General features: G+C 70.8%; 20 protein-coding genes. 16 read left to right on the top strand and 4 right to left on the bottom strand.

Annotated features, from left to right (window positions below; translation table 11 throughout):
• Positions 1-47: 47 nt before the first annotated feature.
• Positions 48-815 carry a type I methionyl aminopeptidase gene (map, locus tag OG266_RS08745; RefSeq protein WP_371544282.1) on the bottom strand — a complete coding sequence of 256 codons (768 nt, stop codon included), beginning with the start codon at positions 813-815 and terminating at the stop codon, positions 48-50.
• 32 nt (positions 816-847) lie between these two features.
• Here map and OG266_RS08740 point away from each other — a divergent pair, with 32 nt between their 5' ends.
• The 9 genes from OG266_RS08740 (at position 848) to OG266_RS08700 (ending at position 12,336) form a co-directional block, all read left to right on the top strand.
• Complete coding sequence (locus OG266_RS08740) at positions 848-1,099, top strand: helix-turn-helix domain-containing protein (protein WP_266473598.1); 252 nt, start codon at positions 848-850, stop codon at positions 1,097-1,099.
• Between the two features lie 234 nt (positions 1,100-1,333).
• Positions 1,334-3,187, top strand: coding sequence for a hypothetical protein (locus tag OG266_RS08735; RefSeq protein ID WP_371544281.1), 1,854 nt, complete (start codon positions 1,334-1,336; stop codon positions 3,185-3,187).
• 186 nt (positions 3,188-3,373) lie between these two features.
• Positions 3,374-4,216 carry a nitrilase-related carbon-nitrogen hydrolase gene (locus OG266_RS08730; RefSeq protein WP_266473595.1) on the top strand — a complete coding sequence of 281 codons (843 nt, stop codon included), beginning with the start codon at positions 3,374-3,376 and terminating at the stop codon, positions 4,214-4,216.
• Positions 4,213-5,499, top strand: a complete 1,287-nt coding sequence (locus OG266_RS08725) for an aspartate aminotransferase family protein (protein ID WP_266473594.1) — start codon at positions 4,213-4,215, stop codon at positions 5,497-5,499. The genes OG266_RS08730 and OG266_RS08725 overlap by 4 nt, the downstream gene beginning before the upstream one ends.
• 48 nt (positions 5,500-5,547) lie before the next feature.
• Positions 5,548-7,104 carry a PucR family transcriptional regulator gene (locus OG266_RS08720; protein ID WP_266473592.1) on the top strand — a complete coding sequence of 519 codons (1,557 nt, stop codon included), beginning with the start codon at positions 5,548-5,550 and terminating at the stop codon, positions 7,102-7,104.
• Between the two features lie 145 nt (positions 7,105-7,249).
• Entirely contained in the window at positions 7,250-8,092 is an 843-nt protein-coding gene (locus OG266_RS08715; RefSeq protein WP_326719761.1) for a nitrilase-related carbon-nitrogen hydrolase, read from the top strand.
• 139 nt (positions 8,093-8,231) lie between these two features.
• A complete protein-coding gene (hydA, locus tag OG266_RS08710; RefSeq protein WP_371544277.1) occupies positions 8,232-9,632 on the top strand; it encodes a dihydropyrimidinase in 1,401 nt (466 codons plus the stop codon).
• An 18-nt stretch (positions 9,633-9,650) separates the two neighbouring features.
• A complete protein-coding gene (locus OG266_RS08705) occupies positions 9,651-10,673 on the top strand; it encodes a TIGR03842 family LLM class F420-dependent oxidoreductase (RefSeq protein WP_266473586.1) in 1,023 nt (340 codons plus the stop codon).
• A gap of 133 nt (positions 10,674-10,806) precedes the next feature.
• Positions 10,807-12,336 (top strand): NCS1 family nucleobase:cation symporter-1, encoded by a 1,530-nt coding sequence (locus tag OG266_RS08700; RefSeq protein WP_371544274.1) that lies wholly within the window; start codon positions 10,807-10,809, stop codon positions 12,334-12,336.
• Between the two features lie 58 nt (positions 12,337-12,394).
• Here OG266_RS08700 and OG266_RS08695 read toward each other — a convergent pair whose 3' ends face one another.
• Together OG266_RS08695 and OG266_RS08690 are read right to left on the bottom strand one after the other, a co-directional pair.
• Positions 12,395-13,054, bottom strand: coding sequence for a hypothetical protein (locus OG266_RS08695; protein WP_371544271.1), 660 nt, complete (start codon positions 13,052-13,054; stop codon positions 12,395-12,397).
• A gap of 122 nt (positions 13,055-13,176) precedes the next feature.
• Entirely contained in the window at positions 13,177-14,202 is a 1,026-nt protein-coding gene (locus OG266_RS08690) for a carboxymuconolactone decarboxylase family protein (RefSeq protein WP_371544269.1), read from the bottom strand.
• A gap of 366 nt (positions 14,203-14,568) precedes the next feature.
• Here OG266_RS08690 and OG266_RS08685 point away from each other — a divergent pair, with 366 nt between their 5' ends.
• The 3 genes from OG266_RS08685 to OG266_RS08675 all read left to right on the top strand — a co-directional run bounded on the left by OG266_RS08685 (position 14,569) and on the right by OG266_RS08675 (position 17,026).
• Positions 14,569-15,681, top strand: coding sequence for a sensor histidine kinase (locus tag OG266_RS08685; protein WP_371544266.1), 1,113 nt, complete (start codon positions 14,569-14,571; stop codon positions 15,679-15,681).
• The gene (locus OG266_RS08680) at positions 15,678-16,346 is read left to right on the top strand and encodes a response regulator transcription factor (RefSeq protein ID WP_266473575.1); all 669 of its coding nucleotides are present in this window, start codon (positions 15,678-15,680) and stop codon (positions 16,344-16,346) included. Before OG266_RS08685 ends, OG266_RS08680 begins: the two co-directional genes overlap by 4 nt.
• Before the next feature lie 62 nt (positions 16,347-16,408).
• Positions 16,409-17,026 (top strand): DUF4232 domain-containing protein, encoded by a 618-nt coding sequence (locus OG266_RS08675; RefSeq protein ID WP_371544263.1) that lies wholly within the window; start codon positions 16,409-16,411, stop codon positions 17,024-17,026.
• A gap of 37 nt (positions 17,027-17,063) precedes the next feature.
• Here OG266_RS08675 and OG266_RS08670 read toward each other — a convergent pair whose 3' ends face one another.
• Positions 17,064-18,128, bottom strand: a complete 1,065-nt coding sequence (locus tag OG266_RS08670) for a biotin/lipoate A/B protein ligase family protein (RefSeq protein ID WP_371552702.1) — start codon at positions 18,126-18,128, stop codon at positions 17,064-17,066.
• Positions 18,129-18,333: 205 nt separating this feature from the next.
• Between OG266_RS08670 and OG266_RS08665 the strand changes: the two genes are divergently transcribed.
• From OG266_RS08665 to OG266_RS08650, 4 genes are all read left to right on the top strand, one after another.
• Positions 18,334-20,154 (top strand): gamma-glutamyltransferase family protein, encoded by a 1,821-nt coding sequence (locus tag OG266_RS08665; RefSeq protein WP_371544261.1) that lies wholly within the window; start codon positions 18,334-18,336, stop codon positions 20,152-20,154.
• A gap of 122 nt (positions 20,155-20,276) precedes the next feature.
• Positions 20,277-21,122, top strand: coding sequence for an inositol monophosphatase (locus OG266_RS08660; protein ID WP_371544258.1), 846 nt, complete (start codon positions 20,277-20,279; stop codon positions 21,120-21,122).
• Positions 21,123-21,233: 111 nt separating this feature from the next.
• The gene (locus OG266_RS08655) at positions 21,234-22,643 is read left to right on the top strand and encodes a phytoene desaturase family protein (protein WP_371544255.1); all 1,410 of its coding nucleotides are present in this window, start codon (positions 21,234-21,236) and stop codon (positions 22,641-22,643) included.
• Positions 22,640-23,149 (top strand): O-acetyl-ADP-ribose deacetylase, encoded by a 510-nt coding sequence (locus tag OG266_RS08650; protein WP_371544252.1) that lies wholly within the window; start codon positions 22,640-22,642, stop codon positions 23,147-23,149. Before OG266_RS08655 ends, OG266_RS08650 begins: the two co-directional genes overlap by 4 nt.
• The last annotated feature ends 197 nt before the right edge of the window (positions 23,150-23,346 follow it).

The following is a 23,346-nucleotide window of genomic DNA, read 5'->3' as shown; positions in this document are numbered from 1 at the left end:
GAGGCGGGCGGCAGGGCCGTCCGCCTCACCGGTTGTGGGTGCGGTCGTCAGCGTGCCGTCAGGATGCGGGGGCCCGCGTCCGTGATCGCCACGGTGTGTTCCGCGTGGGCCGCGCGGGAGCGGTCGTTCGTGCGGAGGGTCCAGCCGTCGGTGTCCTCGTGGTAGCCGTCGGTGCCGCCGCCGATGAGCATGGGCTCGATGGCGAGGACCATGCCGTGGCGGAGGGGGAGTCCGCGGCCGGGGCGGCCCTCGTTCGGGACGGGCGGGTCCTCGTGCATACGGCGGCCGATGCCGTGGCCGCCGAAGCCCTGCGGGATGCCGTACCCCGCGGCGCGGCACACCGTGCCGATGGCGTGCGCGATGTCCCCGATGCGGTTGCCGACCACGGCTGCCTCGATGCCCGCCGCGAGTGCGCGCTCGGCGGCCTCGATGAGGCGTACGTCGGCGGCGCGCGGCGTGCCCACGGTGAAACTGATCGCCGAGTCCCCCGCCCAGCCGCCGAGCTGGGCGCCGAAGTCGATGGAGACCAGGTCGCCGTCGTGCAGCCGGTAGCCGCTCGGGATGCCGTGCACGATCGCGTCGTTCACGGAGGCGCAGATGACGGCGGGGAACGGGGTGGGCGCGAAGGAGGGGCGGTAGCCGAGGAAGGGGGAGCTCGCGCCCGCGTCCCGCAGCACCTGGTGCGCGAGCTCGTCCAGTTCCAGTAGTGAGACGCCCACGTCAGCGGCCTCGCGTACCGCCGTGAGGGCTCGGCCCACGACCTGGCCCGCCTCGTACATTTCGTCGATAGATGTGTCCGTCTTCAGTTCCACCATGCCAATTACTATACCGGTATTAGTATGGGGGCATGGTCCGTAACCCCCTGACTCCTGAAGAGCGTGAGCGCGGCGAGCGGCTCGGGCGGCTGCTGCGTGAGGCCCGCGGCGGGCGGAGCATGGCTCATGTCGCGGCGCACGCCGGGATCTCCGCCGAGACGCTGCGCAAGATCGAGACCGGGCGGGCGCCCACCCCTGCCTTCTTCACGGTGGCGGCGCTCGCGCGGGCGCTCGGCCTGTCCATGGACGACCTCGCGGGGGAGTGTGTGCCGGTCGGGGTGTGACCGGGGCCGCCTTTCGAAGTCCGCCGGCCCGCTCGGGCTTCCCGTGGGATCACCTCAACTCCCAGTGGGATCACAGGACTCTGCGTCCGGTCCGAAAACTCTTCGTAGCCCTTCCGTAACACGGAGGGTGTTTTCTACCGGATCAGGGCACTCCAGTCTGGCGGGAGTTGTGTGATGGCTGTGGAACAACTCCCGGTTCAGGTAGGGGAGTTCGCGAGGTTTCTGAATACGCTGATGGAACGGCTCGACCAGGGCGGTGGCTGGTGCGGAGTGTTCTGGCAGCGCGATCCCGACGGTATGCGTGCCTGCCTGGACGGGTGGGAGGTTCCGCCCTGGGACGTCGTGGAGGCGCTCCTTCAGGACGTCGCGGCTGAGTACGGTGACCGGGCCGCAGCCCAGGAGACCGAGCGCGCCCGCGCCCTGCACGGTGCCTCGCTCGCCGCGTACGACGGCCGGCCCGGCGGCCGTGACAACCTCGGCGACCGTCTCGACGTCCTGCTCCGCGAACAGCGCTACGCCGCGGAGCGCCAGGTGGAACTGGGCCGGCTGCTCCGCTCGGCCGCCTCCCAGGAGGAGGCCGACTCGATCCGGCTCGACCTCGCCTGGGCCCACGACGACCACGAACGGGCCACCGCCCGCTGCGCGGAGATCCGCCGCCGCATGGAGAACCTCGATCGGCGCGATCTTCGCACCCATGCCGAGGGCGCACTGAACTTCCCGGCCGGTGCCACCGGTGCCACCGGTACCGCCGGGGACGTCCTCCGGATGCGGGAGCGTGAGGGTGGGGCTCAGCCGTCGGGTGGCGCCGTTGCCCGGCAAGGGGCTGCGGACCGGCCGGGGGAAGCGGGTCACGGGGCGCCGGGACCGGGGCAGGGTCGCCGGCGCTCGGGCATTCCGGAGCAGACGGGGCCGCGGTCGCCGTTCGCGGATCCCGGGATGCCGGACGACGGGGGGATCTCGGGAGCGCCCTCCCGCTCCGGCGCGTACGCCCCTGCCGCACGCCTCACCTCGAACGATCCAGCCGGCGCGAACGCGGATGCGTACGCCCCCGAGTACGCCTCTCACACCCGGCGCGACAGCGCGTACGCCGCCGACGGTCTCAGCTCAAACCCCGGCGCGCACGCCCCGCACATTCAGCGCGACGGCGCGTACGCCCCCAGCACGCCCCGCGACGACGGCTCTCGCGCCCCTGCCGCGCCACGCGACGGCGCGCAAGCCCCTGATCGGCACTACGACCACGCGGGCGCGTACGCCCCCGCCACGCAACCCGGCAACTTCGCCGCGCCCCCCGCGCAGTCCGACACCCCCCAGCCTCCCGCCGAGGACCGCACGCCCCCCACGCCCACCACCAAGCAGCGCTCGAAGCGCCGTACCCGTGGCAGTGCCCGCTTCGCCGGAATGATGGAGGCGGAGGCGGAGACGGCTCCCGTGGGCGTCCCCGAGGCGGCGGCGCCCTCCGTGCCCGCTCCGGCCGCGAGAGGCGGCCGTAGCCCCCGTGGCGCCCGTTTCGCGGGGGTCGCGGAGGAGCCGGCGCAGCCGCGGACGCAGCCGGTGGACGACGAGGCGCGGCAGGACACCGTCGAGACGATCCGGACGCTGATCCGGCTGCGCAGCGAGGGCCGAAGCGGCGAGGCGCACGCCGTGCTGGTGGAGGCCGCGTACTGGCCGGCCGCCCGTTTTCCGCTGCTCGCCGCCGAACTGCACCGGGCGGGCCTCGACGCCGACTGGGCCACCCTGCTGTGGGAGGCCGCCTCGCTGCCCGCCGACCGGCTGGTCGCCGCCGCGGACGCGCTCGTGACCGCGGGCCGCAAGGTCGACGGGCAGCAGATGCTGCGCCAGGGTGTCGCCCGCCCCGCGCCGGAGATCGGGGCGGCCGTCCTGAGCCTCGCCGAGGAGGGCCGCCGCCGGGAGATCGGCGCACTCCTCGGCGCGTACGTACGGATGCGCACCCCGGAGGAGGCGGCCCGCAGCGCGGAAGCGGACCCGCAGCGGCTGGTACCGCTCCTCCTGGAGGCCGCCAAGAGCGTGTCCGAGGAGCGCCACTGGGATCTCGTGCACGCTCTCCGGGTCGCCGGATTCACCGCCTGACAGGTCCGGCGGGGGCCACGCGCGCGTGGTCGCGCGCTCACCCACAAGAGGTGCGAAACGTGATCGACTCAGCGGGTTAACGACGATGGTCTTGGCAAGGCTGTTCAGTGGGCTTACTTTCGAGCCTCTACCGCCTTTGTCTACGGGCGTAGAAGCTCTCTGACGTCCCTGTCGAAGGAGCAGCTCATGGCCAACGTCGTACGCGCCGCTCTCGTCCAGGCCACCTGGACCGGCGACACCGCATCCATGGTCGCCAAGCATGAGGAGCACGCCCGCGAGGCGGCCCGGCAGGGCGCCAAGATCATCGGTTTCCAGGAGGTCTTCAACGCCCCCTACTTCTGCCAGGTCCAGGAGCCAGAGCACTACAGCTGGGCGGAGCCGGTTCCCGACGGGCCCACCGTCACCCGTATGAAGGAGCTCGCCCGCGAGACCGGCATGGTCATCGTCGTGCCCGTGTTCGAGGTCGAGCAGTCCGGCTTCTACTTCAACACCGCGGCCGTGATCGACGCCGACGGCACCTACCTGGGCAAGTACCGCAAGCACCACATCCCCCAGGTGAAGGGCTTCTGGGAGAAGTACTACTTCAAACCGGGGAACCTGGGCTGGCCCGTCTTCGACACCGCGGTGGGTCGCATCGGCGTCTACATCTGCTACGACCGGCACTTCCCCGAAGGCTGGCGGCAGCTCGGTCTCAACGGCGCCCAGCTCGTGTACAACCCGTCCGCGACCTCCCGCGGCCTCTCCTCCCACCTCTGGCAGCTGGAGCAGCCCGCCGCGGCCGTCGCCAACGAGTACTTCATCGCCGCGATCAACCGGGTCGGGCAGGAGGAGTACGGGGACAACGACTTCTACGGGACCTCGTACTTCGTCGACCCGCGTGGACAGTTCGTGGGCGAGACGGCGAGTGACAAGGCCGAGGAACTCATCGTCCGTGATCTCGACTTCGACCTGATCGAGGAAGTGCGCCAGCAGTGGGCGTTCTACCGCGACCGGCGTCCCGACGCGTACGAAGGGCTGGTGCAGCCGTGACCGACCTGTACGCGCGCCACAAGGCCGTCCTGCCCGACTGGCTCGCCCTCTACTACGAGGACCCGATCGAGATCACCCACGGCGAGGGCCGGCACGTCTGGGACGCCAAGGGCAACAAGTACCTCGACTTCTTCGGCGGCATCCTCACCACGATGACCGCGCACGCGCTGCCCGAGGTGACGAAGGCGGTGAGCGAGCAGGCGGGGCGGATCATCCACTCCTCCACGCTCTACCTCAACCGGCCGATGGTCGAACTCGCCGAGCGGATCGCCCACTTGTCCGGCATCCCGGACGCACGCGTCTTCTTCACCACCTCCGGCACCGAGGCCAACGACACAGCTCTCCTGCTCGCCACCGCCTACCGGCAGAGCAACCAGATCCTGGCGATGCGCAACAGCTACCACGGCCGCTCGTTCACCACGGTCGGCATCACCGGGAACAAGGGCTGGTCGCCGACCTCGCTGTCACCGCTCCAGACGCTGTACGTCCATGGCGGCGTCCGCACCCGCGGCCCGTACGCCGATCTCAGCGACGACGAGTTCATCGCGGCCTGCGTCGCCGACCTGGAGGACCTGCTCGGTCACGTGCGGTCGCCCGCGGCACTGATCGCCGAGCCCATCCAGGGCGTCGGCGGCTTCACGGCACCGCCCGACGGTCTGTTCGCGGCCTTCCGCGAGGTGCTGCGCGAGCGCGGCATCCTCTGGATCTCCGACGAGGTGCAGACCGGCTGGGGGCGGACGGGCGAGCACTTCTGGGGCTGGCAGGCGCACGCCGCCTCGGGTCCGCCGGACATGCTCACCTTCGCCAAGGGCATCGGCAACGGCACGTCCATCGGCGGTGTCGTGGCGAGCGCCGAGATCATGAACTGCCTCGACTCCAACTCCATTTCGACCTTCGGCGGCTCTCCGGTCACGATGGCGGCGGGGCTCGCGAACCTCACGTACCTCCTCGAACACGACCTCCAGGGCAACGCCCGGCGGGTCGGCGGACTGCTCATCGAGCGGCTGCGGGCGATCGCCGCGCAACTGGACGGAGTACGGGAGGTCCGTGGCCGTGGGTTGATGATCGGCATCGAGCTGGTCAAGCCCGGCACGGACGAGGCGAATCCCGAAGGCGCCGCGGCCGTGCTCGAAGCGGCCCGGGAAGAAGGCCTGTTGATCGGCAAGGGCGGCGGTCACAACACCAGCGTGCTGCGCATCGCGCCGCCGCTGTCCCTCACCGTCGCGGAGGCGGAGGAGGGCGCGGCGATCCTGGAGCGCGCGCTGCGGCGTGCCACCCAGTAGAGCTGAGTGGTGTAGCACCCAGTAGGATTGAGCAAGGGAACGTCGCCCATGACCACCGCCTTGGAACCCGCCCTGTCGGTACGCCAGGTCCTCACCATGGACCGGGTGCTCGCCGGAGAGCCCGAGGTGGTGGCCGGCGCGAGCCATCTCGACCGGGCCGTGCGCTGGGTGCACGTCGCCGAGGCCGCCGATGTCGGTGTGATGCTCACGGGCGGCGAAATGGTGCTCACCACCGGGGTGTTGCTCGCCGGCGACGTGGAGGCACAGGCCGAGTACATCCGTTCGCTGCACCGCGCGGAGGCCGCGGCCGTCGTCCTCGGACTCGGCCGGGCCTTCCCCGCGCCGCCGGACGTGATGTGCCGGGCGGCCGAGCGGTGCGGGCTTCCGATGGTGGTGCTCCACCGGCCCTTTCCCTTCGCCGAGTTGACGGAGGAGGTCCAGTCCCGGCTGGTCAGAAGCAAGTTCGCGGCGGTGAGCCTCTCCGAGGCCGTACGGACCGCGCTCACCGGGCTCATCACCTCGGGCGCGCCGCTGCAACGGATGCTCGACGAGATCGCCGGGCACGCCGCCTGTCCCGTCGTCGTCACCAACCTCGCCCACCGGGTTCTCGCCACGGCGGGGGAGCGGTCCGCCGTGGACGACGTACTGCGTGACTGGGAGCGCATCTCCCGGCAGGCGGGCGGGAGTGAGGGCGACGGGTGGATCAGGGCCGAGCTGGGCGGGCGCGGTGAGCGCTGGGGCCGCATCGTGCTGTGCGGGTACCGCGGTGACGCCGCCACCGGGCGGCTGCTCGCCGACCGTGCCGCCGAGGCCCTGGTCCTGCACCGGATGCTCGGCGGCTCCGTGCACACCTGGGAGGAGCAGTCCGCGCAGAGCCTGCTGACCGACCTGGTGAGCGGTGTCGTACCGGCTCGGCAGCTCCTTCCGAGGGCGCGGGCGGCCGGGCTGCCCGTCAACCGGCGTGCGTTCGTGCCCTTGGTGGTGAGGGACGGTGATCCGGCCCAACTCGACAGGGTTCTACGGCTGTTGGGGCTTCCCGGGCTGGTCGCCGAGCTCGCGGACGGAGCCACCGCCGTGCTGCTCAGCCTCGCCAGGGACCAGGACGCGGAGGCGCTGGCCACGCACTTCGCCGTACGGCTGCGGCACGAGACGGGCGTCCGCACGACCGTGGCGGCCGCGTCCCCCCGTACGGCCTGGGACGACGTCCCCGCCGGTTTGCGCGAGGCCCTGCATGTCGCCGAGGCCGCTGCCGACGCGCCCGCAGACCAGGACCAGCCGGTGCTCGTACGCCTCCGCGATGTCCATCTGCGCGGCCTCGTAAGGCTGTTGCGGGACGATCCGCATGTGCAGTCCTTCGCCGAGCGGGAGCTGGACGGACTGCTCTGCGGCGCGGACGCGGAGTCGGAGCTGCTGCCCGTGCTGCGGACGTACCTCGCGACCGGCCGCAACAAGTCGCGCACAGCCCAGCTCCACCATGTCAGCAGGCCCGCGCTGTATCGCCGTCTGGAGGCCATAGAGGCACGTCTCGGCGTCGACCTCGACGACTTCGAACAGGCCGCGTCCGTACACATCGCGCTGCTCGCGCACGACGCGCAACAAAGATGAAACACGGCACGACTCAGGTGAAACATGAGACGACGCGGAGGTGACACCGTGGAACGGCAGAACGCTTCAGACGTGACACGGTGCAACTCAAACCCGGCTCCAGGACTTCTTAGGCTCCTCGCACACCGAGCGACCGGAGGTCCCGATGAGCAGAGTGATCCGAGCCGCCGTCTTCCAGACCGCGTGGACCGGCGACAAAGAATCGATGATCCAGGTCCACGAGCAGGCGGCACGCGACGCGGCCGCGCAGGGCGCCCAAGTCCTGTGCTTCCAGGAGCTGTTCTACGGGCCGTACTTCTGCCAGGTCCAGGACAAGGCGTTCTACGAGTACGCCGAGCAGATCCCCGAAGGCCCGATCGTCCAGCGCTTCCAGGCGCTGGCCAAGGAACTGGGCATCGTCCTCGTACTGCCGATGTACGAGGAGGAGCAGCCCGGCGTCCTGTACAACACCGCGGCGGTGATCGACGCCGACGGCTCGTACCTGGGCAAGTACCGCAAGACCCACATTCCCCAAGTGCCGGGATTCTGGGAGAAGTTCTACTTCCGGCCGGGCAACTCGGGCTGGCCGATCTTCGACACCGCAGTCGGGAGGATCGGTGTCTACATCTGCTACGACCGGCACTTCCCGGAGGGCTGGCGCGCGCTGGGTCTCGCGGGTGCCGAGATCGTCTTCAACCCCTCGGCCACCTCGCGCGGTCTGTCCGGCTACCTGTGGCAGCTGGAGCAGCCGGCCGCGGCCGTCGCCAACGAGTACTTCGTGGGCGCGATCAACCGGGTGGGCGTCGAGGAGTACGGCGACAACGACTTCTACGGGACCTCGTACTTCGTGGACCCGGAAGCCCAGTTCGTCGGCGAGGTGGCCAGCGACAAGGAGACGGAACTCGTCGTCCGCGACCTGGACCTCGCCAAGCTCCGCGAGGTGCGCGACCGCTGGCAGTTCTACCGGGACCGCGCTCCCGGGGCGTACGGGCCGCTGACGGCTCCGTAGCCGCGTCGAACTCCGCGGGCCCGGCTCACGGGGGGTCGGGCCCGCGGGGCCAATTTGCTTACCAGGAAACAGTGTTGACCTCAGTCCCTAACAGCTTCGGTATTCCCTCAGTGCACGCACGACCGGAAGGAGAGGGAGCATGAGCCGTACCGTCATCCGAGGTGGCCTGGTCGTCACCGCGTCCGACGAGATCCATGCCGACGTCCTGATCGAGGACGGCCGCATCGCTGCTCTTGCCGCGACCGGCACCCCGGCAGCCGACGCGTGGACGGCCGAGCGGACCATAGACGCCACCGGCAAGTACGTCATCCCGGGCGGCGTCGACGCGCACACCCACATGGAACTGCCGTTCGGCGGCACCTTCGCCTCCGACACCTTCGAGACGGGCACCCGGGCCGCGGCCTGGGGCGGCACCACCACCATCGTCGACTTCGCGGTGCAGAGCGTGGGCCACTCCCTGCGTGAGGGCCTCGACGCCTGGAACGCCAAGGCCGACGGCAAGTGCGCCATCGACTACGCCTTCCACATGATCGTCTCCGACGTCAACCAGGAGACGCTCAAGGAGATGGACCTGCTCGTCGAGGAGGGCGTCACCTCCTTCAAGCAGTTCATGGCCTACCCCGGCGTCTTCTACAGCGACGACGGCCAGATCCTGCGCGCCATGCAGCGCTCCGCCGAGAACGGCGGCCTGATCATGATGCACGCCGAGAACGGCATCGCGATCGACGTGCTCGTGGAGCAGGCGCTGTCCCGTGGTGAGACCGACCCCCGCTTCCACGGGGAAGTGCGCAAGGCGCTGTTGGAGGCCGAGGCCACCCACCGTGCCATCAAGCTCGCCCAGGTGGCCGGGGCGCCCCTGTACGTCGTGCACGTCTCGGCGCAGCAGGCGGTCGCCGAGCTGGCACGGGCGCGCGACGAGGGCCTGAACGTCTTCGGCGAGACCTGCCCGCAGTACCTGTTCCTGTCGACGGACAACCTGGCCGAGCCCGACTTCGAGGGCTCGAAGTACGTGTGCTCCACGCCGCTGAGGCCCAAGGAACACCAGGCCGCACTGTGGCGCGGACTGCGTACGAACGACCTCCAGGTCGTCTCCACCGACCACTGCCCCTTCTGCTTCGTCGGCCAGAAGGACCTGGGCCGCGGCGACTTCTCGAAGATCCCCAACGGGCTCCCGGGTGTCGAGAACCGGATGGACCTGCTCCACCAGGCCGTCGTCGACGGGCACATCACGCGCCGCCGCTGGATCGAGATCGCCTGCGCGACCCCGGCCCGGATGTTCGGCCTGTACCCGAAGAAGGGCACGATCGCGCCGGGCGCCGACGCCGACGTCGTCATCTACGACCCGCACGCCGAGCAGGTCCTGTCGGTGGAGACGCACCACATGAACGTCGACTACTCGGCGTACGAGGGAAAGCGCATCACCGGCCGGGTCGAGACCGTGCTCTCGCGGGGCGAACTCGTCATCACCGAGCGGGAGTTCACCGGACGCGCTGGTCACGGCGTCTACACCCCCCGCTCCACCTGTCAGTACCTTCTCTGAGCGACCAGGAGCGGCGCCATGGACTTCGGACTCGTCCTGCAGACAGACCCACCTGCCTCCCGCGTCATCGACCTGATGAAGCGGGCCGAGGGCAACGGCTTCACGTACGGCTGGACCTTCGACTCCGCCGTGCTGTGGCAGGAACCCTTTGTGATCTACAGTCAGATCCTCGCGAACACCGAGAAGTTGACGGTCGGCCCGATGGTCACCAACCCGGGCACCCGTACCTGGGAGGTCACCGCCTCCACCTTCGCGACGCTCAACGACATGTACGGCAACCGCACGGTGTGCGGCATCGGCCGCGGCGACTCGGCGATGCGCGTCGCCGGACGCAAGCCCAACACCCTGGCGCGGATCAGCGGTGCCATGAAGGTCATCCGTGCCCTCGGGCGTGGCGACGAGGCCGACCTCGGCGGCACCGTCATCAAGTTCCCCTGGGTCAAGCCCGGTGCCGAACTCCCGGTCTGGATGGCCGCGTACGGCCCCAAGGCCCTGAAGATGACCGGCGAGGAGGCCGACGGGTTCATCCTCCAGCTCGCCGACCTCTACCTCACCGAGTACATGGTCAAGGCCGTGAAGGACGCGGCCGTGGCGGTCGGACGTGACCCGTCCGAGGTCAAGATCTGCGTGGCGGCGCCCGCGTACATCACCGCGGACGACTCGCCCGAGGCACTCGCCCACGCACGTGAGCAGTGCCGCTGGTTCGGCGGCATGGTCGGCAACCACGTCGCCGACCTCGTCTCCAAGTACGGCGAGCACTCGGCCGCCGTACCCGACGAACTCACCGAATACATCAAGGCCCGTGAGGGCTACGACTACTCGCACCACGGCCGCAGCGACAACCCCGACACCAAGTTCGTGCCCGACGAGATCGTCGACCGGTTCTGCCTCATCGGCACGGCCGAGCAGCACATCGAGAAGCTGAACGCGCTGCGCGAGCTGGGCGTCGACCAGTTCGCGGTGTACGACATGCACGACGCGCAGGAGGCCACCATCGACGCGTACGGGACGAAGGTCATCCCGGCCCTCAACGCCCAGTAGTACAGGGGTACTTGAACCCCCTCCCCGTTCTCCCCTTCCCGCCGTCCCGGGAAGGGGATCAGGGCGCTCCCCGCGCACCCCCCAGACGCCCCGCACGGCCTTTCCCGCCACTCCTCACTCGATTGGCCTGCCCATGACCGAGACCGTCCCCACCGAAAGTTCGCCGCCCCCCGCTCAAGTCACCCTCCCGGACGGCCGGGTGGAGATAGCCCCCGACGCCCCCGCGCCGAGCGGCCCCTACGCCAACGAGGACCTGCTGCCGGTCCCGGTCGAGAAGCGCACCTGGACCACGTACAACTTCTCGGCGCTCTGGGTCGGCATGGCCCACAACACCGCTTCCTGGACCCTGGCTTCCGGCCTGATAGCCGTCGGCATGGACTGGAAGCAGGCCGTCTTCACCATCGCGCTGGCCAACCTGATCGTGCTCGTCCCGATGCTGCTCACCGGGCACGCGGGACCCAAGTACGGCATACCCTTCCCGGTCTTCGCCCGTGCCTCGTTCGGTGTCCGCGGCGCCAACCTGCCAGCTGTCGTGCGGGCGTTGGTGGCCTGCGGCTGGTTCGGCATCCAGACCTGGATCGGCGGCGAGGCGATCTTCTTCCTCGCCGGGAAGCTCTTCGGCGACAGCTGGGCCAACGCAGGCCACATCGGCGGCTACGCCTGGACCATGTGGCTGTCCTTCGCGATCTTCTGGGTGCTCCAGGTCGCCATCATCTACCGGGGCATGGAGACGATCCGCCGCTTCGAGAACTGGGCGGCGCCCTTCGTGCTCGTCGGCGCCGGCGTGATGCTGTGGTGGATGAGCGACAAGGCGGGCGGCTTCGGCCCGCTGCTCGACCAGCCGTCCAAGCTCGGCTGGGGCGCGGACTTCTGGACGCTGTTCGCCCCCGCCCTCATGGGCATGATCGGCTTCTGGTCCACGCTGTCGCTGAACATCCCGGACTTCACCCGGTACGGCAAGAGCCAGAAGGCCCAGACCTGGGGTCAGGCGCTCGGCCTGCCCACCACCATGACGCTCTTCGCCTTCCTGTCCGTCATGGTCACCTCGGGCTCGCAGGCGGTGTACGGCGAGGCGATCTGGGACCCGGTCCAGCTGGCCGCCAAGACCGACAACGTCTTCGGCATCATCTTCGCGCTGGTCACCGTGCTGGTCGCGACCCTGTCCGTGAACGTCGCGGCGAACCTGGTCTCGCCGGCCTTCGACTTCTCCAACATCGCGCCCAGGAAGATCAGTTTCCGCGCGGGCGCCCTCACCACCTGTGTCCTCGGCGTACTGATCTTCCCGTGGAAGCTGTACTCCGACCCGCAGGGCTACATCTTCACCTGGCTCGGCCTGGTGGGCGGTCTGCTCGGTACGGTCGCGGGCATCCTCATCGCCGACTACTGGATCCTGCGCCGCACCAAGCTCGACCTCGCCGACCTGTACAGCACGGGCGGCCGCTACTGGTACGACGGCGGCTGGAACTGGCGGGCGGTCGTGGCCTTCGTCGTCGGCGGCGTCCTGGCCATCGGAGGTGCCGACTTCCATCCGCTGATCGACGGACGGCCCATTCCGGCGCTGGACGCGCTGGCCGACTACGGCTGGGCGGTCGGGCTCGGGACGTCGATGGTCCTGTACCTCGCGCTGATGCTGTCGCGTGGGCGGAGGAAGATCGCTGTCTGATTTAGAAATATTTAGGAACGCTTGGGTGGAGCTGACCGTTTGATGACGGTCAGCTCTGCTATGTCTTCTCCAGTGCGGCCACCGCGTCCTTGGCGGCACTGATGGCACCCTTGTTGATCACGTCCGCGCTGGGCGCCTTCTTCGACTCGAAGTCGCTGCCGTTGTACGTGATGACGACCAGCGCGTTGGACGCGCGGACGATCACCACTCCCTCGCGCGTCTGCTGCTTGTCCTCGGTGGTGAGGTTCACGACGGAGTAGCCCGTGTCGCCGACGCCGGGGACCGCCCCTCCACCGCTCTTGTCCGCGACGCGCTCCTTGTAGGACGTCTCCGCCGCCGCGTCCGACGCCTTGATCTCGAACGAGACGTCGAGCCAGCGGTAGTCGAACCCCTTGAGCGCGTTCCAGGAGCAGGTGCGGCGTACGGACTTGTCGGTCGACGCGATCTCCTGGCCGGCCGTTTTGGCGCCCGGGACCAGCGACTTGATCGTCTTTTCGGTCACGCTGTCGCAGGGTGCGGGCGATGCGGCGTACGTCTTGGTGGCCGCCGACGTCGACGGCGCGGAAGCCGAACCCGTAGGCTTTTGGGCCGATTTGTCCTCGGCGGCGGTCGGGGTCGCGGCCAACGGACCGGACGTCAGTGCCCAGCCCGCCGAGGCGAGCACGGCGACCGGCAGCAGACGCGCGGTGAGGGCGAGCGGCAAAGGAAGAGAACGCACGGCGCACTTCTCGTGGGGGACGGTGCGGAGGTGGTCCGCACTGCGGACGGGACGCCAGTGTCACACGAGTCCCTGTGGGGCGGAAGTGCCAACTCGCTCCGTGCCTGTGTGGTGACAGTGACTCACTGTTCGCGGACTGTGCGAGAAGGTGGCGTCGCCCCGTAGTTGGCGAACGGAAGCGCGCTCTCGATGCGGTCGACGGCGGCGAACGCGCCGTATGCGACGAGGTGTACGAGACAGTGGTCGGAATGTTCTGGTTTGCGCCAGGCGGTGATGTCTTCGTCCGTGATGCGGTACGGGGCGAGGGCGGCCAGGAGCGCGAGGCGTGCCCCGGGGCGGGAACGGTCGGGCAGTTCGTCCCACTTGAGCGGCGGGTGCGCGCCGTTCCAGGCCTGGAGCGTTCCCCGTACGAGGGTCCGGTCGGCCTCGTCGAGGAGGCCCGCGCCCGCGGCGGTGGCGGTGCGCAGTGCGGCGTAGGCCGGGCCGACGGTGCTTCCCCGTGCCCAGTCCGGGCCGGGTCCCGGGTCGTCGAGGAGTGCCAGGCTCGCGCCGGGGGCGGCCCGACGGCGCACGGTCTTGGCGACCGAGCGGCCGACCAGGCTCCGGACCGCGCGGAACCGCTGGGCGTTGCCGGGCAGCAGGTTCTCGGTCAGCAGCGCCGACACGATCCGGTTGATGAAGTGGAAGGACAGCGCGGTACCGACGTAGGCCGGGACATGTGCGCGGGGGAACGGGAGAGGCGTCAGCTCCGGGGCGCCCGGTGTCCGGGTCGCCTCGCCCCAGGCCAGCACGCGCGCGTGCCGCTCGTCGGCGGGAGTCTCACCGCGTGCCAGGGCCTCCGCGAGCGCGTGGTCCCCAGTGGCGTGCAGCAGCATCGTGTGCGCGTCCACGCAGAAGGGGCACCGATTGGCGGCCGACACCCCGAAGGCCGCCAGCTCCTTGCCGGTGCGGCTGCCCTCGCCCGCGAGCAGTGACTCCCGCATCAACGCCCAGGCCGGGGCGAGGATTTCGGGTGCCGAGGACAGCACCACGAAGGTGGTCGCCCGCTCGATGCCGAAGTCCTCGGCGAGTTGGGCGTACACCTCGGCGGTGCGGCCGGTGGCGGACTTGGGGGGCGGTGGGGTGGTGTAGCGGAAGGGGGTGGGCATGTGGGCCTCCTGGTTGGTGGGCTGGGCTGGGCTGGGCTGGGCTGGGCTGGGCTGAGGTGGGGTGGGCTGAGGTGGGGTGGGATGGGGGGGTGGGGTGTGCAGCGGTGCGGTGTTGCGGGTTCGAGCGGTGCGGTGCGGTGCGGTGTTCCGCGTTCGGGCGGTGCCGTGCCGTGCCGTGCCGTGCGATGCGGTGTTCGGTGTTCGCAACCCTCGCCCCGGGAGGCAGTTGCCCGCGTCGTACGCCCGAAGGCAATCCCCGCTGCGCCGAGGAGCCCGCGCGCGGCGCGGACTACTGCGCCGGGAGTAGCCCGGGAGCCGTCCACAGGGCTGACGCGGCTGTCGGCGCCGCCGTCTAGGGTGCCGACCATGGAGTTGGACCAGGTCACACGCGGGCGCCTGGCCGATGCGACGCTCGCCGTCGTGGTCGGCGCCCTCGTCGCGACCGCGGCCGCGTTCGACGACGGCACGGCACCCGTCGACTACGCGCTGATCGCCCTCGGCTCCCTGGCCCTCGCGGCCTACCGCAGCGCACCGCGCGCGGTCCTGGCCGTCGCCACGGCCGCCACGACCGCGTACGTTCTGCACGCCCACCCCGGCGCACTGTCCGCCCTGCCCGTGCTGGGCGCCGTGCACACGGCCGCCCGCGTGGGCCACCGAGGCCTGGCGGCGGCCGCCAGTGCGGTGTTCCTGGCGGGGTACGTCGCGACGGGCCCCACGACGGGGGAGATCGTCGAACGCGTAGCGCTGCTCGTGGGCTGGTTCCTGTGCGCTCTGGTGACCGGCCTCGCCGACCGCAACTGGCAGGCGTATCTGCGCCAGACGGAACAGCGGGCGCTGGAGGCGGAACGCACCCGCGAGGAGGCGGCCCTGCGCAGGGCGGGCGAGGAACGCCTGCGTATCGCCCGCGAGTTGCACGACTCGCTCACGCACAGCATCTCGATCGTCAAGCTCCAGGCGGGTGTTGCCGTCCATCTGGCACGCAAGCGCGGCGAGGAGGTACCGCCCGCGCTGCTCGCCATCCAGGAGGCCGGCGGCGAGGCGATGCGCGAACTGCGCGCGACGCTGGAGGTGTTGCGCACCGACGAGCCGACCGGCACACCGGCGCTGCTCGTGGAGCGGGCCCGCGCGGCAGGACTCGCCGTCGAGCTGAGAGTGACCGGCGACGAGCGCCCGTTGACGGCGACCGTCGACCGCGCCGCTTACCGCATCGTCCAGGAGGCCCTCACGAACGCGGCGCGTCATGCGGGCCCCGCCAAGGTCATCGTCCAACTTGACTACTCGGTCGGAGATTTGACGATACGCGTGGACGACGACGGCAGTGCCGCCCGGACCCGGACGCCCACCCCGGGCATCGGTCTCACCGGCATGCGTGAACGCGTCGCGGCCCTCGGCGGCACTCTGCAGGCCGCTCCGCGCGCGGAGGGCGGCTTCTCCGTGCGGGCCCAACTGCCGCTGGACGGCGTGGGGGAGGCGGTGTGATCAGGATCGCGCTCGTCGACGACCAGGCGCTGATGCGGGCCGGGTTCCGGGCCCTGCTGGAGGCCGAGGACGGCATCGAGGTGGTGGGTGAGGCGGCCGACGGCGAGCAGGGCGTGGCGCTCGTGCGCGCGCTGATCCCGGACATCGCCCTGGTCGATGTGCAGATGCCGGTGATGACGGGCATCGAGGCGACCCGCCGCATCGCCGCCGATCCCGAGCTGTCCGGCGTACGCGTGATCATCCTCACCAACTACGGCCTGGACGCATATGTCTTCGAGGCACTGCGGGCGGGCGCGAGCGGCTTCCTGCTCAAGGACACCGAGCCCGCCGACCTGCTTCAGGCCATCGAGGTCGTCGCGCGTGGCGAGGCGCTGCTGTCCCCGTCCGTGACCCGCACCCTGATCGGCGAGTTCGTCGCCCGGCCCCCGGACCGGGCCACCGCGCCGGGCCTGGAGAGCCTCACGCGACGCGAACGCGAGGTCACCGCCCTCGCCGCCCGCGGCCTCACCAACGAGGAGATCGCCGCGCACATGGTCATCAGCCCTTTCACGGCCAAGACGCACGTCAGCCGCGCGATGACGAAGCTGGGCGCTCGCGATCGGGCCCAACTGGTCGTGTTCGCCTACGAGTCGGGGCTGGTGGCGGCGCGGGGGAGCGAGAAGTGACGGATGCGGCGAGGACAGCGGAGGCCAGGAAAGCCGTGGCGGCTGCGTGCGATGATCGGCCGGTGATCGCGATACGTCTGAGATCGTCCTGCGGTGCCGCTCTTGTCGGCGTGCTGGCGCTGGCCACGAGCGGCTGCGGGCTCTCCGCCGAGCTGGACCGCGAGGCCAACCCCGAGCGCAAGCCCACGCCTTCGGAGACCCGGGCCGCCCCGCCGCCGCCCGCGTCCGCCTCGCCCTCACCGTCCGTATCGGTCCAACCGGTGAGCGGCTGCCCGTCGTCCGGTCTGCGTTTCGAGGCCGGTCGCGTCGACGGGGCCATGGGTCTCCGGGCCATGACGCTCTCCATGACCAACTGCGGAGAGCAGCCGTACGAGTTGAACGGCTACCCCTCCGTCAGCGTCCTGGACGAGGCAGGCGCCCCGATTCCGGGCGTGCGCACGGCTGAGGGAACGGACGAGGTGCCCGTGGCACCGCCCGGCTCCGCCCCCGAGCCCTTCACCCTCGAACCGGGCGAGACCGCCAGGGCCGGGCTGTTGTGGCGGATGGCGGCCGAGGACGGTACCTACCTCCGCGTCGCGCCGGACAAGAAGCGGGACTTCGTGAACGTACGACCTGAAGAGCCCCTCGACATCGGCCCGGAGAACATACTCGGCACAACGCCGTGGGCGCCTGCGTCCTAGACGGCGCCCCTTGAGCTCGGGCACTCCGGGCCTGCGGTCACGGCACTCGGCTCGTCCACTCCGGTGAGCCGAACTTCGTCCGCGCCAGCTCCTCCGCGCGCGCCAGTTCCTCGGGTGTCACCTTGCCGTCCGCCAGCCCGTACCGGCCGCGGAACGAGTCGATCATGCGCTCGATGACCGCCTCCCGCGCCAGCCCCGTCTGCCGGCGCAGCGGATCCACCCGCTTCTGCGCGCTCTTCGTGCCCTTGTCGGACAGCTTCTCCCGGCCGATGCGCAGGACTTCGAGCATCTTGTCGGCGTCGATGTCGTACGCCATGGTCACGTGGTGGAGCACGGCGCCGGGACCGCCACCCGGGCCGACCATCCGCTTCTGCGCGGCGCCCGCGACCTTCCCCGCCTCCGTGGCGATGTCGTTCAGCGGCTGGTACCAGGCCTTGATCCCCATGTCGCCGAGGGCGCCGAGCACCCAGTCGTCGAGGTACGCGTAGCTGTCCTGGAACGACAGTCCCTGGACGAGGGACTCGGGCACGGAGAGCGAGTACGTGATGGTGTTGCCCGGTTCCACGAACATCGCGCCGCCGCCGGAGATCCGCCGCACCACCTCGATGCCGTGCCGCTCCGCACCGGCCGGGTCGACCTCGTTGCGCAGTGACTGGAAGCTGCCGATGATCACGGACGGGGTGGCCCACTCCCAGACGCGCAGCGTCGGCGGGCGGTGCCCTGCCGCGACCTCGGTGGTCAGGACCTCGTCCAGGGCCATGTGCAGCGCGGGGGACTGCGGCCCCTCGTGGATCAGCTGCCAGTCGTAGTCGGTCCAGTCGGTGGCGTGCGCGAGCGCCCTGCGTACGGCGATGGCGATGCCCTCGGAGGTCAGGCCGTACATGACCGTGCCCTCGGGCAGCGCGGCGTCCACGCGGGCTGCCAGGCCCGCGGCGTCGGTGTCCGCGGGGGCGCCGTTCAGCGCGTGGTTGACGGCGTCCAGCGCCTCGTCCGGTTCGAGGAAGAAATCGCCCGCCACGTGCGCGTGCCGCAGGACTCCGCCCTCGACGTCCAGATCCACCACGACGAGCTTGCCGCCGGGGACCTTGTACTCACCGTGCACCGATCCGCCTCCGTTCCGTTCCACGAGGGCCAACGTCGACTTCGGGTGATTGATTCCGGTCGTACTTCGCCGGGCGCGTGCGCGTTCCTGGCGCGACGTGCCCTGTTCGCCCGGGAACGGCAAGTGCGATAGTCGGGCGCGAGGTTGATCACTCCACACGGCTCCAGACGGCTCCACTCAGCTCCGCACAGCGAGGTGTCACGGCATGTTCACGACCCGACCGACGCTCCAGGGCACCTTCGGAATGGTGTCCTCCACGCACTGGCTCGCTTCGCAGTCGGCGATGGCGGTCCTGGAGGACGGCGGCAACGCGTTCGACGCCGCGGTCGCCGCCGGCTTCGTCCTGCACGTCGTCGAGCCGCACCTCAACGGACCCGCGGGCGAGGTCCCGATCATCCTCGCCCCCGCGGGCGGCGAGGTACGGGTGCTGTGCGGGCAGGGCGTCGCGCCCGCCGGAGCGACGATCGCCCACTACAGGGGACTCGGTCTGGATCTCGTACCCGGTACCGGGCCGCTCGCCGCCGCCGTGCCCGGCGCCTTCGACGCCTGGATGCTGCTTCTCCGCGACCACGGCACGAAGTCCCTCGCCGACGTCCTGAAGTACGCCATCGGGTACGCGGAGGACGGGCACCCGCCCGTGGAGCGTGTCGGCGAGACCGTGGAGACGGTGCGCGAGCTCTTCGAGACGGAGTGGACGTCCTCGGCGGAGGTGTATCTGCCGGGCGGCAGGGCTCCGCGACCAGGCGAGCTGTTCCGCAATCCCGCTCTCGCCGCGACCTGGCGGCGACTCCTCGCAGAGATCTCCGAGGAGACCGACCGGGTGGCGCAGATCGAAGCCGCCCGGAACGTGTGGCGTTCCGGCTTCATCGCCGAGGCGCTCGTACGGCAGGCGCGGCTCCCCACCATGGACACCAGCGGCGAACGCCACACCGGCACCCTTACGGCCGCCGATCTGGCCTCCTGGTCTGCGGCCTACGAGGCCCCGGCGACGTACGACTGGCGGGGCTGGACCCTGTGCAAGGCGGGCCCCTGGAGCCAGGGACCGGTCCTGCTGCAACAGCTGGCCCTGCTGCCGCCCGAGCTGCCCCGGTACGGCTCCGCCGAGTACGTCCACCTGCTGATCGAGGGCTGCAAGCTCGCCATGTCCGACCGGGAGGCCTGGTACGGCGACGCGGCCGAGGTGCCGCTCGACGAACTGCTGTCGGAGCCGTACAACACCGCCCGGCGCGCGCTCGTCGGCGACAAGGCCTCGTACGAGCTGCGCCCCGGCAGCCCTGGAGGGCGCACCCCGCGGATCAGCGGGCACGCGCGCGACGTGGCCTCCGGGGAGTCCGGGTTCGACGCCCTCGGACTTCCGGGCGCGGGCGAGCCCACGGTGGCCAGGGCGGCCGCGGAACCCGAAGTGACGCCGGACGGCGGCACCCGCGGCGACACCTGCCACCTCGACGTCGTCGACCGCTGGGGCAACATGGTCGCCGCCACACCCAGCGGCGGCTGGCTGCAGTCCAACCCGGTCGTCCCCGAGCTGGGCTTCCCCCTCGGCACCCGGCTCCAGATGACCTGGCTGGAGGAGGGGCTGCCCAATTCCCTGACGCCGGGCCGCCGCCCGCGCACCACGCTGACCCCCTCGCTCGCGCTGCGCGACGGGGTGCCCGTCCTGGCGTTCGGCACCCCGGGCGGCGACCAGCAGGACCAGTGGCAGACACACTTCTTCCTGTCCGTGGCACTGGGCTCCGAGGTGCGCGGCGGCCTCGACCTCCAGGGCGCGATCGATGCCCCGAACTGGCACAACGACAGTTTTCCCGGCTCCTTCTACCCGCGCGGCATGCGTCCCGGCAGTGTCACGGTCGAGTCCCGCATGGACGCGGGGGTCGTCGAGGAACTGCGCCGCCGCGGCCACGACGTCCTGGTCGGCGAGGCCTGGTCCGAGGGCCGGCTGTGCGCGGTGGCGCGGGACCCGGAGACGGGGGTGCTGTCCGCGGCGGCGAATCCACGGGGGATGCAGGGGTACGCGGTGGGGCGCTGATCCCGGATCTCCTGTGTCGTCGCTCACTCCGGGTAGCCGCACAGGCCGGGAATTCACGGCGATTCCACCCGGAGTGCACCAGCCCGGTGAGGATTGTCAGTGCCACGTGCTGTTATGGAGACATGATCGTAGACATCGAAACCATCGACGAGTTTCTCACCCACCGCACGTCCGACGTCGAAGAAGCGGTCCGGCAGGCGGCCGCCACCGAGATCATGCCGCGCTTCCGGCAGCTCGCCGCGCACGAGATCGACCAGAAGACCGGCCCGCACGACCTGGTGACGGACGCCGACCGCAAGGCCGAGCAGTACCTCACCGAGGCCCTCACCGCGCTGCTGCCCGGCTCGGTCGTGGTCGGCGAGGAGGCGGTGCACGCCGACCCGGCGACGTACGACGCGATATGTGGCACCGCGCCGGTCTGGATAGTCGACCCGGTCGACGGGACACGGCAGTTCGTCCACGGCGACCCCGGATTCTGCACACTCGTCGCACTCGCGCTGGACGGGGTCGTACACGCCTCGTGGACGTTCGCTCCCGCACGCGACGAGTTCGCCACCGCCATCCGCGGCCGGGGCGCCGTACTCGACGGTGCGCCCCTGCGCTCCGGGTCGCCCGTGCCCGGGCGCGACCTGGACATCGCCACCTCGCACCCGGACTACACCACGGACGAGCAGAAGCGCGCGCTCCTCGGCCTGCGCACCGAGGGCGTCGTCACGCGCCCGTGCGGGTCGGCGGGCCTCGAGTATCTGGCCATCGCCCGCGGCGAGTTGGATGCCACGGCCTTCTCCTGGGAGGCCGCGTGGGACCACGCGGCGGGCCTGCTCCTGGTCGAGGAGGCGGGCGGCGCCCATCTGACCCTCGCGGGTGAGCCGTTCCGTATCACCGGGGGCAATGCGCTGCCGTTCACGGCGGCCCGGGACGCGGCCACGGCTCGCCGGGTGGTGGAGCTGCTGGCGGCCGGAGCCTGAGACCCGGGGCCGACCGTCTTTCAACCGCCCGCGCCGTCAAGCCTGTCAGTCCTCCGGCATATCCTGAACCCAGTGGCCATCGGCTGACAAAGGAGTCCGAAGGTGCCGTCAATGCTCGATGTGGTCGTGGTGGGTGCTGGGCCGAACGGACTGACGGCCGCCGTGGAGCTGGCCCGCCGGGGCTTCTCCGTGGCCGTGTTCGAGGCGCGGGACACCGTGGGCGGCGGAGCCCGCACCGAAGAGCTGACGCTGCCGGGATTCCGGCACGACCCCTGTTCGGCGGCGCATCCGCTGGGTGTCAACTCACCCGCGTTCAGGGCGATGCCCCTGGAGCGCTACGGCCTGGAGTGGCTGCACGCCGAGCTGCCCATGGCGCACCCCTTCCTTGACGGCACGGCGGCGGTGCTCTCGCGGTCGGTGGCGGAGACGGCCGCCTCGTTCGGGCCGCGTGACGCCGGCGCGTACCGCCGCCTGATCACCCCCTTCCTGCCCAAGTGGGACACCCTGGCCCACGACTTCATGTCGCTGCCCCTGACCGCGCTGCCCCGCGACCCGGTCACCCTCGCCCGCTTCGGACTCGCCGGACTGCCACCCTCGACCTGGCTGATGCGCCGCTTCCGCGACGAGCGGGCCAAAGCGCTGTTCGCCGGGCTCGTCGCCCATGTCATCGCCCCGCTGGACGGGATCGCGACCGGCGCCGTGGGCCTGGTCTTCGCCCTCGCCGCGCACGCCCGCGGCTGGCCCGTCGCACGCGGCGGCTCCCAGTCCATCTCCGACGCGCTCACCGCGTACCTCAAGGACCTCGGCGGCAGCGTCCACACCGACTACGAGGTCAAGCGCCTCGACGATCTGCCCCCCGCGCGCGCGTACGTCTTCGACACCTCGCCCACCGCGCTGTCCCGGATCGCGGGCTTCGGCCGCTACTACGAGCGGTACCGGTACGGGGCGAGTGTTTTCAAGGTCGACTACGCGCTCGACGGCCCCGTGCCGTGGACGGCGAAGGAGGCGCGCACGGCGGGGACCGTGCAGGTCGGGGCGAGCCGCGCGGAGATCGGCACAGCGCTGCGGGCGGCTTCACGCGAGGGCCGGGCACCCGACGCGCCGTTCCTGATCACCGTCCAGCCCAGCGTCGTCGACCCCTCCCGGGCACCCGAAGGCAAGCAGGTCTTCTGGACGTACGGGCATGTCCCGAACGGCTGGACCGGGGACCTCACGGACGCGATCGAGCGGCAGCTGGAGCGGTTCGCGCCCGGCTTCCGCGACCGCGTCCTCGCCCGCGCGACGGCGGGCCCGCCCGAACTCGCCGCCCGCAACGCCAACTACGTGGGCGGAGACATCGCCTCCGGCGCCGCCTCCGGCCTCCAGCTCCTCCTGCGCCCCAAGCTCTCCCTCTTTCCGTACAGCACCCCGCACCCGGCCGTCTTCATCTGTTCCTCGGCCACCCCGCCGGGCCCCGGCGTGCACGGCATGTCGGGGCACAACGCGGCGAAGGCGGTATGGAGGAGGCTCAGGCAGTCATGACCACGATCACGCTGGTCCAGGGCGACATCACCCGGCAGAGCGTCGACGCCGTCGTCAACGCGGCGAACTCCTCGCTCCTCGGCGGTGGCGGCGTGGACGGATCCATCCATCGCAGGGGCGGGCCCGCCATCCTCGCCGAGTGCCGCCGGCTCCGCGCCTCCCACTACGGAAAGGGCCTCGCCACCGGACGGGCGGTCGCCACCACCGCAGGTGAGCTGGACGCGCGATGGGTGATCCACACCGTCGGCCCGGTGTGGCAGGGCCCGGGCAGCGACCCCGCACTCCTCGCTTCCTGCTACCGGGAGTCCCTCCGGGTGGCCGACGAGCTGGGCGCACGGACCGTCGCGTTCCCGGCCATCTCCACCGGCGTCTTCAGATGGCCGATGGAGGAGGCCGCCCGTGTCGCGGTGGAGACGGTGCGGGACGCGGAGACGGCGGTCGAAGAGGTGAGATTCGTCCTCTTCGACGAGCGGGCGTACAAGGCGTTCGCCGAGCACGTCGGCTGACCGGTCCTGACCGGATCGGCCAGGACCGGATCGGCCAGGACCGGCCAGGACGGGGATGGAGCCTCCGGATGCCGCACCCGTCCTGCGTCCCTGAGCGGTGCGCGGTAATTTGTCCATGATTTCCGTTATTCCGCCATGTGGGCCCTCAGGCCTGTCGGGGTGAAGGGTGGACGATGGCCAGGACGTTGATCGCCGCC

This window comes from Streptomyces sp. NBC_00554 (assembly GCF_041431135.1).
In the GTDB taxonomy this organism is placed as follows: Bacteria; Actinomycetota; Actinomycetes; order Streptomycetales; family Streptomycetaceae; genus Streptomyces.
This window is presented reverse-complemented; position numbering and strand designations above follow the sequence as displayed.